This is a genomic window from Pseudomonas mendocina (assembly GCF_003008615.1).
Taxonomy (GTDB): domain Bacteria; phylum Pseudomonadota; class Gammaproteobacteria; order Pseudomonadales; family Pseudomonadaceae; genus Aquipseudomonas; species Aquipseudomonas mendocina_C.
This window is the reverse complement of the sequence record NZ_CP027657.1, coordinates 43,901-59,883: the sequence shown is the minus strand read 5'-3', so window position 1 is coordinate 59,883 and position 15,983 is coordinate 43,901. Positions and strand designations below refer to the sequence as shown.

Below are 15,983 nucleotides of genomic sequence, written 5' to 3'. Positions count from 1 at the left end.
GTTCGGTGTGTTTTGTCATTGTTGTACACCTCATTGTTTCCAGTCGTAGCCCGGATGCAATCCGGGGCAGGGTTCCCCCCGGATTTCATCCGGGCTACGTGTCAGGCCGGTTCGACCTCGGCAGCGCTGGCCGCCTTGGTCTGTGCTTTCAACTTGCGCATCTGCTCCACGCCCCACAGCACGCGCTCGGGCGTGGCTGGCGCGTCGATCTGCGGTTGCACCTTGTAGTCGGCCAGGCTGGCCACGGCGTCCTTCAAGGCGCACCAGGCAGCGATGCCGAGCATGAACGGCGGCTCGCCGACAGCTTTGGAGTGGAACACGGTGTCTTCCGGGTTCTTGCGGTTCTCCACCAGCTTCACCCGCAGGTCGATGGGCATGTCGGCAATGGCCGGAATCTTGTAGCTGGCAGGACCATTGGTCATCAGCTTGCCCTTGGCGTTCCACACCAGCTCCTCGGTGGTCAGCCAGCCCATGCCCTGGACGAAGGCACCTTCGACCTGGCCGATGTCGATGGCCGGGTTCAGCGAGTCGCCGACGTCATGCAGGATGTCGCCACGCAGCATGCGGTACTCGCCGGTCAGGGTGTCCACCAGCACTTCCACGCAGGCCACGCCGTAGGCGTAGTAGTAGAAGGGGCGGCCGGCAGCCTTGTTGCGGTCGTAGTGGATCTTCGGCGTGCGATAGAAACCGGTGGAGGACAGCGACACCTGGCCGAAGTAGGCCTTCTGGATCATCTCCTCGAACGACAGGAAGTGGTCGCGCACGCGCACCTGGCCATTGCGGAATTCGACGTCTTCCGGGGTGACCTTGTATTCGCGCACGAGGAAGTCCACTAGGCGCTGCTTGATGGTTTCGGCCGCGTTCTTCGCGGCCATACCGTTGAGGTCGGCGCCGCTGGAGGCTGCGGTGGGCGAGGTGTTGGGCACCTTGTCGGTATTGGTGGCGGTGATCTGGATGCGCGAGATATCGACCTGGAACACTTCGGCCACCACCTGGGCGACCTTGGTGTTGAGGCCCTGGCCCATCTCGGTGCCGCCGTGGTTCAGGTGGATCGAGCCGTCGGTGTAGATGTGAATCAGCGCGCCGGCCTGGTTGAGGAAGGTGGCGGTGAAGCTGATGCCGAATTTCACCGGGGTCATGGCCAGGCCTTTCTTCAGCACCGGGCTTTTGTGATTGAACTCGATGATGTCGCGGCGGCGTTTGGCGTATTCGGCGCTTTCCTCCAACTCGGCGGTCATCTCGTGGATGACGTTGTGCTCGACGGTCTGGTGGTAATGGGTGATGTTGCGCTCGGTCTTGCCGTAGTAGTTGAGCTTGCGCACTTCCAGCGGATCCTTGCCCAGGTGGCGTGCCACGGCGTCCATCACCTCTTCGATGGCGACCATGCCCTGCGGGCCGCCGAAGCCGCGGTAGGCGGTGTTCGAGGCCGTGTTGGTCTTGCAACGATGGCCGTTGATGGTGGCGTTGCCGAGGAAGTAGGCGTTGTCCGAGTGGAACATGGCGCGGTCGACGATGGAGCCGGACAAGTCCGGCGAGTAGCCGCAGTTGCCGGCCAGATCCATCTCGATGCCGTGCAGCAGGCCATCGTCATCGAAGCCGACGTCGTACTCGACGTAGAAGGGGTGGCGCTTGCCGGTCATGCTCATGTCTTCCATGCGCGGCAGACGCATCTTGGTCGGGCGACCGGTCAGGTGTGCGATCACTGCGCACAGGCACGCCGGGCCGGCGGCCTGGGTTTCCTTGCCGCCAAAGCCGCCGCCCATGCGGCGCATGTCGATGACGATCTTGCTCATCGGCACACCGAGCACTTCAGCCACCAGCTTCTGCACCTCGGTGGGGTTCTGCGTCGAGGTGTAGACCAGCATGCCGCCGTCTTCGCTGGGCATCACCGAGGAAATCTGGGTTTCCAGGTAGAAGTGTTCCTGGCCACCGATATGCAGGCTGCCTTGTAGGCGGTGCCTAGCGCCGGCCAGCTTGCTGGCCGAGTCGCCGATGCGGTGGGTGTGGCTGTCGAGCACGAAATGCTTCTTGCGCAAGGCCTCGACCACGTCGAGCACCGGTTCCAGATCCTCGTACTCGACGATGGCAGCCATGGCCGCCTTGCGTGCGGTTTCCAGGCTGTCGGCGGCCACCGCCAGCACCACCTGGCCAACGTACTCGACCTTGCCGTCGGCCAGCAGCGGGTCTCCGGCGACCACCGGGCCGATATCCAGCTGGCCGGGTACGTCATCCTTGGTGATGGCGATTGCCACGCCCGGAAATTCGTAGCACGGGCTTGTGTCGATGCGCAGGATGCGCGCATGCGCGCGATCGGACTGACGCGCATAGACGTGCAGCTGGTTGGGGAACTCCAGGCGGTCGTCGACATAGATCGCTTCGCCGGACACGTGCTTGTCCGCGCTCTCGTGCTTGACGCTGCGGCCGACGCCGCTAGTCATGCCGGCGCGGAACAGTTCGGCCAGCTCTTCCTGGGACTTGTGCTGAATATGACTGGACATCTTTCTATCCCCAACTCTTATGCGTAGGCAGTGACCCGGGTTTCGACCTCGGGCGATTGCTGTTCCAGGAAGAACTTGCGCAGCAGGTTCTGCGCGGCGAGCAGGCGGTATTCCTTGCTGGCGCGGAAGTCCGACAGTGGGGTGAAGTCTTCGGCCAGTGCCTCGCAGGCGCGTTCGATCACGCCCGGATACCAGGCCGAGCCGACCAGCGCCGCTTCGCAAGCTGCCGCGCGTTTGGGGATGGCGGCCATGCCGCCGAAGGCGATGCGGGCCTCGCTGACTACGCCATTCTCGATGGTCAGGTTGAACGCCGCGCAGACGGCGGAGATATCGTCGTCCAGGCGCTTGGACACCTTGTAGGCGCGGAAGGCCTGATTTGGCTGGGCGCGCGGCACGATGATCTTCTCGATGAACTCGGCTTCCTGGCGGGCAGTTACCTTGTAGTCGAGGAAGTAGTCCTGCAGTGGCAGGATGCGCCGGCTGTTGCCCTGACGCAGGGCAATCTGCGCGCCGAGGGCGATCAGCAGGGGCGGGGCATCGCCGATGGGCGAGGCGTTGCCGATATTGCCGCCCACGGTGCCCTGGTTGCGGATCTGCAGGGAGGCGAAGCGGTGCAGCAGCTCGCCGAAGTCCGGGTACTCGCTGGCCAGCGCTTCATAGCAGTCGGAGAGGGCAGCCGCGGCGCCGATCTCGATGTTCTTGTCGGTCACCTCGATGCGCTTCATGTCTTCGATATGGCCGACGTAGATCATCACCGGCAGTTCACGGTGGAACTGGGTGACCTCCAGGGCCAGGTCGGTGCCACCAGCCAGCAAGCGAGCCTCGGGGTTGGCGGCGTAAAGGTCGGCCAGATCGGCCACGGTCAGCGGCACCAGGCAACGCTTGTCGCCACTGTTGAGCTCGGCGGTTTCACGCGGGGCGATGTTCTTGAGCTGGGCGACGGTGGTGCTTTCGAAGGCATCGAATTGATCCGGCTGCTTCTGGCAGCAGGCCTGCTCGGCGGCGTCGATGATCGGACGGTAGCCCGTGCAGCGACACAGGTTGCCGGCCAGCGCTTCCATCGTGGCGCCCTTGTCGTACCCGCTGGAATTCTTTTGCAGGGCGAACAGCGACATGATGAAACCGGGGGTGCAGAAGCCGCACTGCGAGCCGTGGCAGTCGACCATCGCTTGCTGCACGCTGTGCAGCTTGCCCTGGTGCTTGAGGTCTTCGACAGTGATCAGCTGCTTGCCGTGCAGGCTGGAGACGAACGTCAGGCAAGAGTTGAGAGTGCGATAGCGCACGCGCTCCCCAATCAGCTCGCCCACTACCACGGTGCAGGCACCGCAGTCGCCGGAGGCACAGCCTTCCTTGGTTCCGGTTTTGCCGACGTGCTCACGCAAATAGTTGAGCACGGTGACGTTGGGATCCAGGGCATGCTCGGTGCGCAGCTCCCGGTTGAGTAAAAACTGGATCAAGGACGACCTCCAGGCACTTTATTGTTATGAATCGGTTGGCTCGCCAGGTGTTGTGCACGCATTGCAAGGCCCTGGCGTGGCTGGCCATGGAGGGCAATCTAGAGTTTTCTGACTTTTGGGTCAACAAATATTTGACCTTGTGGTCAGCTGCTTGTCATGCACTTCGGTTATGAGCGCAGCGGGCGGGATTCATCGCTTCAGACTAGCGGTTTTCGTGCCAGGAAGGGCTCTGCAGCAGGCTTCCCGTAGGGTGCGCTGTGCGCGCCAGCCAGTTACGCCGAGTCAGTGCTGCGCACGACCTGGGCGGCCCCGCGCACCCTACAAAGACAAAACCCCGGGAGCTTGCGCTGCCGGGGTTGGCTGGAAGGGGGCGAGCTGGGCTCAGGTCAGCTGCGATTCGCTCAGCTGGTGCTCTTCGCCAGCGTAGTAGGCGCGAACCTTGGGATCCATCACGGCGCGCCACAGGGGGGGAAACAGGGCGAGGACGATCATCCCGGCGTAACCGTTGGGCAGTTGCGGGCTGTCGTCGAAGTGGCGCAGCACCTGATAGCGGCGCTTGGCGTAGGTGTGATGGTCGGAGTGGCGCTGCAAGTGAAACAGAAACAGGTTGGTCAGCAGGAAGTTGCTGTTCCAGGAGTGGTGCGGGTTGGTGCGTTCATAGCGGCCGTTTTCCAGTTTGCGTCGATGCAGGCCGTAGTGTTCGACGTAGTTGACGATTTCCAGCAGGGTGAACGCCATCACCGCCTGGCCGAGGAAGAACAGTGCACCGAGCCAGCCGAAGTTCAGCGTGAAACCGAGTAGAAACAGTGCACTGATGGCGTACCACCAGATCAGTTCGTTGCGCCAGTGCAGCACCGGCAGGCCGCGACGACGCAGGCGCTCGGCCTCCAGCCGCCAGGCATTGAGAAAGTTGTGTTTGTAGGCGTGCGGCAGAAACGCATAGAGGCTCTGGCCAAAGCGCGAAGAGGAGGCGTCTTCCGGCGTTGAAACGTGCACGTGATGACCGCGTACATGCTCGATCTTGAAACCGGCGTAGCACACCGCGGCCAGCAACAGGCCGCCGGCGTTCTGCTCCAGCGCCGCGTCCTTGTGGATCAGTTCGTGCGAGACGGTGATGCCGATAGCGCCCATGACCGTGCCCACCGACAGAACCCAGCCGAGCTGACCGACCCAGCTCCAGCCTTCGTAGCTGACGAAAATCCAGCCGCTCCAGAGCAGCATTGCCAGCAGCAGCGGTACCGTGGCCAGGCTCAGCAGGCGGTAGTAGCCCTGCGCTTCCAGCGCCGGCACTTCGTCGCGCTCATCCGGATTGGCCGGGTCACGGCCGACGATGAAATCCAGCAGGGGAATGACGCCGAACACCACCGTGATCACCAGCCAGGCCCAGGCGTCGGCATGGGCGCTGTTCAGCGACCAGTGATAGCTCAATGGAATGCCCAGTACCGGGATCAGCCAGATCCAGTAGCCGACCTTTTTCAGGGCGAGCATCCAGCGTGAGGGAAGGCGTTCGAACATTGGAAAATCCCCAGTTATTGTTGTTGTGGTTGATATGTAGGATTGTAGGACAATCAGTTTTTGTGACCAGACTTCCAGGCCCAACCTTTCGAACGGAAAGCGCTTCACCGGGACGCTTGGCCCGGTAACACCCTGTGTTACACTCGCCAACTGATTTTTTGGCCTGCGCCCAGCCGTGGCGGGGCTCCCAGACTCGACCGCCTGCCCGCTAGATCGACGCAAATAAGGAATGTCATGACGTTCAAGGCCCCGGACAGCCTCGCCGAGCAAATTGCCCATTACCTGGCCGAACGCATCATTCGTGGTGAGCTCAAGGAACGTGAGCGCATCCAGGAGCAGAAGGTCACCCAGGCACTCAACGTCAGCCGCGGTTCAGTGCGCGAAGCGCTGTTGATTCTCGAACGTCGCCACCTGATCGTGATCCTGCCGCGCCGCGGCGCCCAGGTCACCGAACTGACCCCGCATCACGTCACCAGCCTCTACGCGTTGAGCATCGAGCTGTACATCATGCTGGCGCGCGCGGTGATCGAGCGCTGGAAGGTGGAAACCGACCTGGCGCCGTTCATCGATATCCAGCAGCGCCTGCTGGGCAGCCTGGAGCGTGGTGATATCGCTGCCTTCGTCGAGGGCAGCTTCGACGTGATGCGCGCCGCCTTTCCCTTCGCCGACAATCCTTATCTGCAGGAAACCCTGGAAAACCTGCTGCCGGCCATCAGTCGCACCTATCACCTGGCCCTGGAACGACGCAAAGGCGAGATGGGCCAGTTCATGGGTACCTTCGCCAGCCTGCTGCAGGCGATCATCGCCCGCGACCACGAACGCGCACGCGAAGTGCTGCAGGCTTACGGTCAGCACAACTGCCAGCTAGTGCTGGCGACCCTGACCGAGCGCTAAGCTCCGATGCGCCTGAAGAGCATCAAGCTGGCGGGCTTCAAGTCCTTCGTCGATCCGACGACGGTGACCTTTCCCAGCAATATGGCGGCCGTGGTCGGCCCCAACGGTTGCGGCAAGTCCAATATCATCGACGCCGTACGCTGGGTGATGGGCGAGAGCTCGGCGAAGAACCTGCGTGGCGAGTCGATGACCGACGTCATCTTCAACGGCTCGAACACGCGAAAGCCGGTGACCCAGGCCTCCATCGAGCTGATCTTCGACAACAGCGACAACTCGCTGGTGGGCGAATACGCGGCGTTCGCCGAGATTTCCATCCGCCGTCGGGTGACTCGCGACGGGCAGAACACTTATTTCCTCAACGGCACCAAGTGCCGCCGCCGCGACATTACCGACATCTTCCTCGGCACCGGTCTGGGCCCGCGCAGCTACTCGATCATCGAGCAGGGCATGATCAGCAAGCTGATCGAGGCCAAACCCGAGGAGTTGCGCAACTTCATCGAGGAAGCGGCCGGTATCTCCAAGTACAAGGAGCGCCGCCGCGAAACCGAGAACCGTATCCGCCGCACCCAGGAAAACCTGGCGCGCCTGACCGACCTGCGTGAAGAGTTGGAACGCCAGCTCGAACGCCTGCACCGTCAGGCTCAGGCGGCGGAGAAGTACCAGGAATACAAGGCCGAGGAGCGCCAACTCAAGGCGCAACTGCTGGCTCTGCGTTGGCAGACGCTGAACCAGCAGGTCGGCAGCCGCGAGCAGGTGATCGGCGATCAGGAAGTGGCCTTCGAGGCGCTGGTGGCCGAGCAGCGCAGCGCCGATGCCAGTATCGAACGCTTGCGCGACGGACATCACGAGCTGTCGGAACGCTTCAATCTGGTTCAGGGCCGTTTCTACTCGGTGGGTGGCGATATCGCTCGCGTCGAGCAGAGCATCCAGCACGGCCAGCAGCGCCTTCGCCAGTTGCAGGACGACCTGCGTGAGGCGGAAAAGGCGCGCCTGGAGACCGAGTCGCACCTCGGCCACGACCGCACCTTGCTGGCCACCCTCGGCGAAGAACTGGAGATGATCCTGCCCGAGCAGGAGATGACCGCCGCCGCTGCCGAGGAATCCGCCGCCGCGCTGGAAGAGGCCGAGGCCGCCATGCATGGCTGGCAGGAGCAATGGGACAGCTTCAACCAGCGCAGCGCCGAGCCGCGCCGTCAGGCCGAAGTACAGCAGTCGCGCATCGCCCAGCTGGAGCAGAGCCTGGAACGTGTGGCCGAACGCCAGCGGCGCCTGAACGAAGAATTGCAGCAACTGGTGGCCGACCCGGAAGACGCCGCCATTCTCGAATTGAACGAACAGCTTGCAGCGGGTGAGCTGGAGCAGGAAGCGCTGCAACTGACCGAAGAGCAGCAGGCCGAACGCCTGCAGCAACTGCGCGAGGAATTGCAGCAGGCTGGCCAGGCTCAGCAGCAGTCGCAAGGCGAACTGCAGCGGTTGAACGGTCGCCTGGCGTCGCTGGAGGCGTTGCAACAAGCTGCGCTCGATCCGGGGCAGGGCGCAGGCGAGTGGCTGCGCGAGCAGGGCTTGCAGCAACGCCCGCGTCTGGCCGAAGGCCTGCGGGTCGAGGCCGGCTGGGAGCTGGCGGTGGAGACCGTGCTTGGCGCCGATCTGCAGGCCGTGCTGCTGGATGATTTCGCCGGGCTGGATTTCTCCGCGCTGGAACAGGGCGAGCTGCGCCTGGCCAATCCCGGCAAAGGCGGTACGCGTCGTGCCGGCAGCCTGCTGGACAAGGTCGAGTCGAGCCATGATCTGGCGCCGTGGTTGGCCGGCGTGCGGCCGGTCGAGTCGCTGGAGCAGGCCTTGGCTGCCCGCGCACAGTTGGCTGAAGGTGAGAGCTTGATCAGCCGCGACGGTTATTGGGTTGGCCGGCACTTTCTGCGTGTGCGCCGCGCTGCCGAGGCGGACAGCGGTGTGCTGGCGCGTGGCCAGGAACTTGAGCGTCTGCAGCTTGAGCGCGAGGAGCGTGAGGCGGGACTGGCGCAGCTGGATGAACGCCTGCTGGGGCTGCGCGACGAACAGCGCCGCCAGGAAGAATTACGTGAGCAACAGCGTCGTCAGGGGCAGGAACTTGGTCGCCAGCTTGGCGAGTTGAAGGCGCGCCTTTCCGCCAGTCAGGCCAAGGCCGAGCAACTGGGTCTGCGCCGTCGCCGTCTGCAGGATGAGCTGCAGGAAGCGGCCGAGCAGCGCGAGATCGAGCAGGAGCAGCTGGGCGAATCGCGTCTGCAATTGCAGGACGCGCTGGACGCCATGGCGCTGGATAACGAGCAGCGCGAAAGCCTGTTGGCCAGCCGCGACAGCCTGCGCGAGCGTCTCGACCGCGTGCGCCAGGAGGCTCGCCAGCACAAGGATCACGCTCACCAGTTAGCGGTGCGCGTCGGCTCGCTCAAGGCGCAGCACGACTCTACCCGCCAGGCGCTGGAACGATTGGAAATGCAAGCCGAGCGTCTGCACGAGCGGCGCGAGCAACTGTCGCTGAACCTGGAAGAGGGCGAGGCGCCACTGGAAGAGCTGCGCATCAAGCTCGAAGAACTGCTCGAGCGGCGCATGGCGGTGGACGACGAACTGCGTCAGGCGCGTTTGGCGCTGGAGGACGCCGATCGCGAACTGCGCGATGCCGAGAAGCGCCGCACCCAGGCCGAGCAGCAGGCGCAACTGCTGCGCGGCCAGTTGGAGCAGCAGCGCATGGACTGGCAGTCGCTCAACGTGCGGCGCAAGGCGCTGGCCGATCAGCTCGCCGAGGACAACTACGACCTGCACGGTGTGATCGCCACGCTACCGGCCGAAGCCAGCGAGAGCGCCTGGGAAGAAGAGCTGGAACGCATGGCCGCACGCATCGCCCGTCTCGGGCCGATCAACCTGGCGGCCATCGACGAGTACCAGCAGCAGTCCGAGCGCAAGCGCTACCTGGACGCGCAGGACGCCGACCTGGTCGAAGCGTTGGAAACCCTGGAGAACGTCATCCGCAAGATCGACAAGGAAACGCGCAATCGTTTCAAGGATACCTTCGATCAGATCAATGGCGGTTTGCAGGCACTCTTTCCAAAAGTTTTCGGTGGCGGCAACGCTTATTTGGAACTCACCGGCGAAGATTTACTCGATACCGGTGTAACCATCATGGCGCGGCCTCCGGGCAAGAAGAACAGCACCATTCATTTGCTCTCCGGTGGAGAGAAGGCGTTGACCGCTTTGGCGCTGGTGTTTTCCATCTTCCAGCTCAATCCGGCGCCGTTCTGCATGTTGGACGAAGTGGATGCGCCGCTGGATGATGCCAACGTCGGGCGCTATGCGCGACTGGTCAAGGAGATGTCGGCGACAGTGCAGTTCATCTACATCACCCACAACAAGATCGCCATGGAAATGGCCGATCAATTGATGGGGGTTACCATGCATGAGCCGGGTTGCTCGCGCCTGGTGGCGGTGGATGTCGAGGAGGCGCTGGCCATGGTGGATGCGTGATGGCAGAACGCCGCGAGGTTAACTGAATATAGGCAAAACCTAATGTGGCTCCCTGTGTAAAGTTGTCTTTCGTCGTGCTAGCTTATTGCCCACTTTTGTTACACGCGGAAAACGTCAGATAGAACATGGAGTTGGCACCGCGTTTTATAGTTGAGTTGTGATCCGATTGATTGGATCTTTTTTTCACCAGAATTTTTAAAGGGTCGGGTATTTCATGGAATTCGGTCTGCGCGAATGGCTGATCGTTATTGGCATCATCGTTATCGCTGGCATTCTTTTCGACGGCTGGCGTCGTATGCGCGGCGGCAAGGGTAGGCTCAAGTTCAAGCTGGATCGCAGTTTCGCCAACATGCCGGATGACGACAGCGATCCGGATCTGCTCAGCCCACCGCGTGTCGTCAATCGCGACCACGAACCGCAACTGGATGAAGACGACCTGCCATCGATGAGCGCCAAGGATCTGCCGCGCCGCGCGCGCAACGAGCCGCAGCAGGGTGACCTCAATCTGGCCGTCGACGAGCCGGTACCGACCTTGCTCAACCCGGTCGATGATGAGCCGCAGGAACCGAAGAAATCTGCCAAGCCTGCTGCCGATGCCGCACCCGTCGAAGAGGTGCTGGTAATCAACGTGGTGGCGCGTGACGAGATTGGTTTCAAGGGGCCGGCGCTGCTACAGAACATCCTCGAAAGCGGTCTGCGCTTCGGTGAGATGGACATCTTCCATCGTCACGAGAGCATGGCGGGTAACGGCGAGGTGCTGTTCTCCATGGCCAACGCACTCAAGCCCGGCACCTTCGATCTCGACGATATCGAAGGCTTCAGCACCCGTGCGGTGAGCTTCTTCCTCAGCCTGCCTGGCCCGCGTCATCCGAAGCAGGCCTTCGACGTGATGGTCGCTGCTGCACGCAAGCTGGCCCATGAACTGGGCGGTGAGCTGAAGGACGACCAGCGCAGCGTGATGACTGCGCAGACCATCGAACACTATCGCCAGCGCATCGTCGAATTCGAGCGCCGGCAATTGACCCAGAAACGCTGACCCGTACACGAAGTCGAAAGAGAGCAGCCAAGGCTGCTCTTTTCGTTTGAGAGACCGAGCATGACCGACGCCGCCCAACGTATTTCCGAACTGCGCAACGAGCTGGACGCGCACAACTACCGTTACTACGTGCTGGACGAGCCGAGCGTGCCCGACGCCGAGTATGACCGTCTGTTCCGCGAGCTGCAGGCGCTGGAAGCCGAGCACCCGGAGCTGGTGACGCCCGATTCGCCGACCCAGCGGGTTGGGGCAAAACCCGCATCCTCTCTGGCTGAGGTCAAGCACCTTCAGCCGATGCTCAGCCTTGGCAACGTCTTTTCTACAGAGGAACTAATAGCCTTTGATCAAAAATGCCAGGGACTGCTGAGTGCTGGGGAAGCAATATCCCTCGATCTTTTGGGAGACGCCCAAATTGAGTACTGCTGTGAGCTAAAGCTCGATGGTTTGGCTATCAGCCTTTTTTATGAAAAAGGGTTGTTGGTGCGCGCAGTGACTCGAGGAGATGGCTCAGTTGGTGAGGACATCAGCCATGGTATTCGAACCATTAAGACAGTCCCTTTGCGCCTTATGGGGCAGGGCTGGCCTGAGGTGCTTGAGGTCCGAGGAGAGGTTTTCATGCCAATCTCTGTCTTTGACGAGCTGGTAGCAGAGGCTGTCGCGAAAGGTGAAAAACCGTTTGCAAACCCCAGAAATGCTGCATCAGGAACGATGAGGCAGCTAGACCCGTCGATAATCCATTCAAGAAAAATCAGTTTTTGTACTTACGGAGTAGGGTATGTATCGGACGAGGCTGCCTTGCCGGTCAGGCAGTCTGAGAGATTGAAGCTCCTTCATACGTGGGGGCTTCCGGCGTGGTGGGTTGCTAGTAAAAAATTCAAATCTGTGCATGTTGCTGCTGGGTATTCCGGGTGCTTGGATTTTTATCGAAAAGTCGAATCCATGCGTGATTCTCTCCCCTTTGAAATTGATGGGGTAGTTTACAAGGTCGACGAAATACACCAGCAATCAGTTCTCGGGTCGCGAGCTAGGGAGCCTAGGTGGGCTGTAGCGCATAAGTTTCCTGCCAGAGAAGAGGTTACGACTCTCCGCGACGTAGAGTTTCAGGTAGGCCGTACTGGCGCGGTGACACCTGTGGCGCGACTCAAGCCGGTCAAGGTGGCGGGCGTGATGGTGTCTAATGCCACTCTGCACAATATGGATGAGGTGGAGCGACTGGGCATTCGAAAAGGCGATACGGTTGTAATTCGCCGTGCTGGCGATGTCATTCCTCAAGTGATGTCGGTAGTGCTAGATCAGCGTCCCAGTGATGCTACTCCGGTGCAGATTCCCAAAGAGTGTCCGGTGTGCGGCTCGGCGGTGGAGCGCACGCAACTGGTCAAGCGCAGCAAGGGCAAGGAATCGCTCAGCGACGGTTCGGTGTACCGCTGCGTCGGGCGCCTGAGCTGTCAGGCGCAGCTCAAGCAGGCGATCATCCACTTCGTCTCGCGTCGTGCCATGGACATCGAAGGCCTTGGTGACAAGACCATCGAGCAACTGGTGGATGAGAAACTGATCGGTTCGCCGGCGGATCTGTACAAGCTGCAGTACGAACAGATCATCGGCCTGGAAGGTTTTGCCGAGGTTTCCAGCAACAAGCTGCTCAAGGCCATCGAAGACAGCAAGCGGCCGACGCTGGCACGCTTCATCTACGCGCTCGGCATCCCCGACGTGGGTGAAGAAACCGCCAAGGTGCTGGCGCGCTCCCTGGCTTCGCTGGCGCGCGTGCGCACGGCGTTGCCTGAGGTGCTGACCTACCTGCCCGATATCGGCCTGGAAGTGGCGCACGAGATTCACAGCTTCTTCGAAGATGACCACAACGAGCAGGTGATCGATGCCCTGCTGGGTGAGTGTGGCCTGCAATTGCAGGAGGAGGGCGAGCTGAGTGCCGAGTTCACGGCCATCGCCACCCTCGGCGGCATGCTCGACAAACTCAATATTCCCAGTGTTGGCCCGGGTGCTGCGCAGAAGCTGGCCGAGCGCTTCGGCAGCCTGGACGGTGTGCTCGGCGGTGATTGGCTGGACATGCGCCAGACCTTGCCGGAGAAGCAGGCCAAGGCCGTACGCGAGTTCTTCGACAGCGCGGAAAACGCCCGGCGCGCTCGTGCTATCGAGCAGCAGTTGCGTGAGTTCGGCATGCACTGGGAAAGCGAGAAGAAAGTCGCCGAAGGCTTGCCGCTGGCCGGCCAAACCTGGGTGCTGACCGGCACGCTGGAGGTGATGAGTCGCGACGTGGCCAAAGGCAAGCTGGAAAGCCTGGGCGCCAAGGTGGCTGGCTCGGTATCGGCCAAGACCCACTGTGTGGTTGCAGGCCCTGGCGCCGGCTCGAAGCTGGCCAAGGCCGGCGAGCTGGGCGTGAAGGTGTTGGACGAGGCGCAGTTTATCGATCAGCTCAAGGCCTACGGTATCGACGCCTGAACGATAGCGCCCGGGACGCAGCGCGACCGGCTAGGGGCGCGTTAGCGTTTGGCGCCGATCTTCTCCAGCGTGCGCAGCTCGCGCGGCAGCACCTGCTGTACGGAGGCGCTCGCCTTGATGCGCTGATAGTGCGCAAACAGCTTCGGCCAGCGAGTGGCGTCCAGGGTTTCGCCGCCATGCTCCATATTGATCAATTGGCTGGCCAATGCCACGTCGGCCATGGACAGTTGCTGGCCGAGAAAATAGGGCTCATCGCCCAGTGTCGCCTCGAAGTAATCGAAGTGGTTGGGCAGCTTGTCCTTGAGCGTCTGTTGCACTTTGTCCTCGTCGCAGGGCAGGCCCATGGTGGCTTTCAGCACACGGTTACGGAACACGGTAAAGGTGCATAGCGGCGCCAGCTCGTAGTCGGCGTACTTCTCCAGCCAGCGTACCTTGGCCCGTTGTTCGGCGCTTTCGCCGTACAGCGAGGGGCGTTCAGGGTAGTGCTCTTCCAGGTACTGACAGATGACGCTGGAGTCGGCGAGCGTTAGGTCACCGTCGCGAAAGGCGGGAATACGGCCCAGTGGGTTGAGTTCGCGGTACCAGTCGGGTTGGCCGAAGGGCATGACCACTTCGAGTTCGTAGTCCAGGCCCTTCTCGATCAGGCACAAGCAGAGTTTGCGAACGAAAGGGGAGAGTGGTGCTCCATAGACGGTCAGGCTCATTGCAACTCCTGTAAGGCTGGTTAGCGTTGGGCGCCTGTGGCTCAGTCGTAAATGTTCTTCTTCTTCCAGTCTTCGTCTTCCAGGCTCTTCAGGCCCTCGGTCAGCTCACTGCTTTCCGCGGCTGAGGGCGCGGTGCTGTTGAGCACCATGGCGTTGGCGCGTGCCAATTGGTCTTCGAAGCGCTTGAGCTGCGCCTGGTACTGCGCTACATCGGGTTGTTTGCGCAGGTATTGCACGCCCCGCTCGAAGGCCAGACGTGCCTGGCCAGGGTGATTCTGTTGCAGGGCCGTCTGGCCCAGCGTGCCGAAGAATTCGATATGTACCAGTACCAGCATCTGGCGGATCTGTTTGATCCAGTGCTTGCCCTCGCTGGCCGGCAGCAGGTTGCCTTGTACCGAGCCGGTGATCAGGGCATGGAGGTTTTCCAGCAGGAAACGTACTTCCTTGGCCTTGGCTTCGTTAGAGATAGCTGTCGGAGGGTTCTTCACCGGGATGGATTCACCCTGGGCGACTTGACCCCGAAGGGCTTCGATATCGCTCTTGAGCGTGGCGTTATGTTTGTCCAATGGCAGCAGCCGTTCGCCGAGCTGCAATTGCAGCTGACTCAATAGCAGCTTCAACTGGGGTGTCATCAACTGGCCGGGCATGCGCTCGGAAACGTCCTGGCAGCGGCGGATGCGGTCGAGCAGATCGGCACGCTGGCGGGCTTTGTCCAGTTTGCTGTTTTCGACGGCGTGGTTGATGTAGGCAATCACCATCAACAGGGCGATACCGCCGACGATCAGCAGGGTTATCACGAGTGGGGACACAGCTTGAGACCTCTCGAGCACTGATTTTCGTCCGAGTGTAGTGGCTTGGCCGCGAGGCTCCTAGTGCCATGTCAATTTATGAGCTGAAGTCTTTGATTTTAAAAATTTTTTAGAGAGAGGTTGACGACTTCTCAAAGCCTCCATAGAATGCGCGCCACTTCCAGCGCAATGCTACAAGCAGAGCGAAGGAAGCCGGAAAGTTGCTTGATGTTCCGGGGTGTGTCCCCTTCGTCTAGTGGCCTAGGACACCGCCCTTTCACGGCGGTAACAGGGGTTCGAGTCCCCTAGGGGACGCCACTTTCAAGCTGTAATGCGGGAATAGCTCAGTTGGTAGAGCACGACCTTGCCAAGGTCGGGGTCGCGAGTTCGAGTCTCGTTTCCCGCTCCAGATTTTAGAAATGTTGCTCAGGCAGGATTTCAAATTAAGTTCCAGGTCCCCTTCGTCTAGTGGCCTAGGACACCGCCCTTTCACGGCGGTAACAGGGGTTCGAGTCCCCTAGGGGACGCCATTTCAAGTTGTACTGCGGGAATAGCTCAGTTGGTAGAGCACGACCTTGCCAAGGTCGGGGTCGCGAGTTCGAGTCTCGTTTCCCGCTCCAAATAAACGAATACGCCGCTCAATCGAGCGGCGTTTTCGTTTCTGTCGTTTGTACAGGCACAAAACAAAAGGCCCGCCGGTGTACTGTGCGGGCCTTTTGCTTATTGGCCGATCAGTGCTTGGAGCCGTCGGTGGGCAGTGCCAGCAATTGCTTTTCCTGGTTCCAGTCGAAGGGTTCGTCGTTTTCTTCGGCTTCGAAGCGGCGCTCGTCGAGGGCCTGGTACAGGGCGATTTCCTCGTCCGGCATGAAGTGCAGACAGTCGCCGCCAAAGAACCACAGCAGGTCACGCGGTACCAGGTGGGCGATCTGCGGGTAGCGGTGGAACACCTGGCTGATCAGATCCTGGCCCAGGTACTGGCTGGAAACCGGATCACGTGGCAGTTCGGCGAGCAGTTCGTCGTAGCGCTCGAGGAACAGGGCGTGGCTGTCGTCGAGCACCTGTTCGGCTTCGCCCAGGGCGACGAGGATGCCGCGCAGGTGGTTGAGCAGGGCGAGGTGGTGTTCGAGATGGCTAGCCATGGT

General features: G+C 61.3%; 10 protein-coding genes and 4 tRNA genes. 8 read left to right on the top strand and 6 right to left on the bottom strand.

Going from position 1 to position 15,983, the window contains the following annotated elements; translation table 11 throughout:
• Nucleotides 1-101: 101 nt before the first annotated feature.
• From xdhB to C7A17_RS00330, 3 genes are all read right to left on the bottom strand, one after another.
• On the bottom strand, nucleotides 102-2,498 hold the full coding sequence (gene xdhB, locus C7A17_RS00340) for a xanthine dehydrogenase molybdopterin binding subunit (protein ID WP_106736053.1): 2,397 nt from the start codon (nucleotides 2,496-2,498) through the stop codon (nucleotides 102-104).
• A gap of 17 nt (nucleotides 2,499-2,515) precedes the next feature.
• A complete protein-coding gene (xdhA, locus tag C7A17_RS00335) occupies nucleotides 2,516-3,955 on the bottom strand; it encodes a xanthine dehydrogenase small subunit (protein WP_106736051.1) in 1,440 nt (479 codons plus the stop codon).
• Nucleotides 3,956-4,336: 381 nt separating this feature from the next.
• A complete protein-coding gene (locus C7A17_RS00330) occupies nucleotides 4,337-5,470 on the bottom strand; it encodes an alkane 1-monooxygenase (protein WP_106736049.1) in 1,134 nt (377 codons plus the stop codon).
• Between the two features lie 234 nt (nucleotides 5,471-5,704).
• On the opposite strand from C7A17_RS00330, the gene C7A17_RS00325 reads away from it, so the two are divergent.
• From C7A17_RS00325 to ligA, 4 genes are all read left to right on the top strand, one after another.
• Complete coding sequence (locus C7A17_RS00325; protein ID WP_106736046.1) at nucleotides 5,705-6,364, top strand: GntR family transcriptional regulator; 660 nt, start codon at nucleotides 5,705-5,707, stop codon at nucleotides 6,362-6,364.
• A 6-nt stretch (nucleotides 6,365-6,370) separates the two neighbouring features.
• Nucleotides 6,371-9,859: a chromosome segregation protein SMC gene (gene smc / locus C7A17_RS00320; RefSeq protein ID WP_106736045.1), complete on the top strand. Its 3,489-nt coding sequence runs from the start codon at nucleotides 6,371-6,373 to the stop codon at nucleotides 9,857-9,859.
• A 214-nt stretch (nucleotides 9,860-10,073) separates the two neighbouring features.
• Entirely contained in the window at nucleotides 10,074-10,895 is an 822-nt protein-coding gene (zipA, locus tag C7A17_RS00315; protein WP_106736042.1) for a cell division protein ZipA, read from the top strand.
• 60 nt (nucleotides 10,896-10,955) lie between these two features.
• Nucleotides 10,956-13,349 carry an NAD-dependent DNA ligase LigA gene (ligA, locus tag C7A17_RS00310; RefSeq protein WP_106736040.1) on the top strand — a complete coding sequence of 798 codons (2,394 nt, stop codon included), beginning with the start codon at nucleotides 10,956-10,958 and terminating at the stop codon, nucleotides 13,347-13,349.
• A gap of 41 nt (nucleotides 13,350-13,390) precedes the next feature.
• Here the strand turns inward: ligA and C7A17_RS00305 are convergent, their stop codons facing one another.
• Entirely contained in the window at nucleotides 13,391-14,053 is a 663-nt protein-coding gene (locus C7A17_RS00305; RefSeq protein WP_106736038.1) for a glutathione S-transferase family protein, read from the bottom strand.
• A gap of 41 nt (nucleotides 14,054-14,094) precedes the next feature.
• A complete protein-coding gene (locus tag C7A17_RS00300; RefSeq protein ID WP_199796381.1) occupies nucleotides 14,095-14,862 on the bottom strand; it encodes a hypothetical protein in 768 nt (255 codons plus the stop codon).
• 221 nt (nucleotides 14,863-15,083) lie between these two features.
• Between C7A17_RS00300 and C7A17_RS00295 the strand changes: the two genes are divergently transcribed.
• The 4 genes from C7A17_RS00295 to C7A17_RS00280 all read left to right on the top strand — a co-directional run bounded on the left by C7A17_RS00295 (nucleotide 15,084) and on the right by C7A17_RS00280 (nucleotide 15,461).
• A tRNA-Glu gene (locus C7A17_RS00295) sits at nucleotides 15,084-15,159 on the top strand.
• A 15-nt stretch (nucleotides 15,160-15,174) separates the two neighbouring features.
• Nucleotides 15,175-15,250, top strand: a tRNA-Gly gene (locus C7A17_RS00290).
• Nucleotides 15,251-15,295: 45 nt separating this feature from the next.
• Nucleotides 15,296-15,371: transfer RNA gene (locus C7A17_RS00285), tRNA-Glu, on the top strand.
• Between the two features lie 14 nt (nucleotides 15,372-15,385).
• Nucleotides 15,386-15,461: transfer RNA gene (locus C7A17_RS00280), tRNA-Gly, on the top strand.
• Nucleotides 15,462-15,572: 111 nt separating this feature from the next.
• On the opposite strand, the gene C7A17_RS00275 is transcribed toward C7A17_RS00280, so the two are convergent.
• Nucleotides 15,573-15,980: a PA2817 family protein gene (locus tag C7A17_RS00275; protein WP_090337542.1), complete on the bottom strand. Its 408-nt coding sequence runs from the start codon at nucleotides 15,978-15,980 to the stop codon at nucleotides 15,573-15,575.
• Nucleotides 15,981-15,983 lie beyond the last annotated feature (3 nt).